This window comes from Xanthobacter sp. BG11Y11_SDJG (genome assembly GCF_057364445.1).
Genome location: NZ_JBNFNU010000627.1, coordinates 1 through 1,604, shown reverse-complemented (window position 1 = coordinate 1,604; position 1,604 = coordinate 1). Strand labels below are relative to the sequence as shown.

General features: G+C 70.3%; 1 protein-coding gene and 2 pseudogenes. All 3 read left to right on the top strand.

The genetic code is table 11. The features are described from left to right. The first annotated feature begins 55 nt into the window (after window positions 1–55). The 3 genes and pseudogenes from AC2W7M_RS25130 to AC2W7M_RS25120 all read left to right on the top strand — a co-directional run bounded on the left by AC2W7M_RS25130 (window position 56) and on the right by AC2W7M_RS25120 (window position 1,604). Window positions 56–489: pseudogene (locus AC2W7M_RS25130) on the top strand (DUF1489 family protein). Window positions 490–875: 386 nt separating this feature from the next. Next, window positions 876–959 (top strand): annotated as a pseudogene (locus AC2W7M_RS25125) (helix-turn-helix domain-containing protein); the annotation flags it as partial. A gap of 18 nt (window positions 960–977) precedes the next feature. Then, complete coding sequence (locus AC2W7M_RS25120) at window positions 978–1,604, top strand: IclR family transcriptional regulator (RefSeq protein WP_486135796.1); 627 nt, start codon at window positions 978–980, stop codon at window positions 1,602–1,604.

Sequence of the window (1,604 nt, the reverse complement as noted above, 5' to 3'; positions counted from 1 at the left end):
CGCCGCGCAATAGCGGCGCCGCCGTCCCCCTTCAGGCGCGAGGTCCCAAGGAGCCATGCCGCTTCACCTGCTCAAGCTGTGCGTCGGCGCGGACTCCATCGCCGATCTCGCGTCCTGGATCGCCGAGCGGCGCGCGGCCGCGCCGTGGCCGGGCGCGTCTACGAGCAGACCCACACCACCCGCATGGTGCCGACGCGCACCGGCGACCTGCTCGACGGCGGCTCGCTCTACTGGGTGATCAAGGGCCAGCTGAGCGCCCGGCAGGCACTTCTGGCCATCCGTCCGTTCGTCGACGGCGACGGCATTCGCCGCTGCCATCTGGTGCTGGACCCGGAGGTGGTTCCCGTGGTGCCCCGCCCATCGCGGGCCTTCCAGGGGTGGCGCTATCTGGCGGCCAAGGATGCGCCGGCCGACCTCGCCGCCGGCGGCGCCGGCGCGGACCTGCCCGAACACCTGCGCCGGGAGCTGCGCCAGCTCGGCCTGCTGTGAGCGCCGCGCTGGGGCGCTGACCGATCCTGATCGGGCCGAAAACCGACTGCTTTCCACTGGAAAATGTTGCTGCGCCGCAGCGCGTCCGGGCGCCGCGCGCGCCTGCTGCTCCGCACGTCGCGCCGTCAAGAAGCGAATGACGGTATTTCGGTGGCGCCCATGACGCGCGCGCCGACCGTTGTGTCTCCAGCGCCCGAGTCCACAACCCGCTGCCACTTCTCCTCTGCGCCGGCCACCAGAGCGGGACGTTGCGTCGCAAAAGACGCGGTTGCGCCGCAATGCAATCTCCATCTTGACTCTTTCGTTCGTGCACCTGAAAAAAAGTTCATGATCGTGAAACAGGTCGACAACCTCCTCGCCATCCTGGAGCTGTTCGCAGCCGTCGGCCGGCGCGCACGCTGTCGCAGATCAGCGAGGCGCTGGGCCTGCCGAAATCCTCGACCTTCAATCTCTTGGAGACGCTGGAGGCGAAGGGGCTGATCCACGAGATGCGCGCCTGGGGCGGCTACTACCCCACCCGGCGCCTGCTGGTGCTGGCGCAGGACATCGCCCGCAACGATCCGTTCGTGGACCGCATCCGGCCGGAGCTGGCGCGGCTCCAGGAGGAGACCGGCGAGACCGTCCTGCTCGGCCACCGGATGGATGGGGAGATCGTCTATCTCGAGGTCATCGAGAGCCAGCATCCGGTGCGCTACTTCGCCCAGGTGGGCGACCGCCGCCCGGTGCAGGCCACCTCGGTCGGCAAGGCCATCCTCAGCCTCTACACGCCGGCGGAACGCGCCCGCCTATTCGAGGCCATCGCCTTCACCAAGTTCCGCGACGCGACGCTGCCGGACGCCGCCGCGGTGGAGGCCGACATCGTCGCCTCGGCGCAGCGCGGGTGGTTCGAGAACCTGTCCGAATTCACGCCCGACGTGCTCGCCGTGGGCATGCCGCTCGTGCTGGACGGCGAGCGGCTCGGCGTCTCGGTGGCCGGCCCGAACTTCCGCCTCCTCGACCGCCGGGCGGAGGCCGCCGCCAGTCTCGGCGCCGCGGTCCGGCGCATCCAGCAGCTTTTCGACAAGGGGGGCCGACGCCCGATGATCCGACGCATCTCCCTCGCGCTCGCCCGCTAG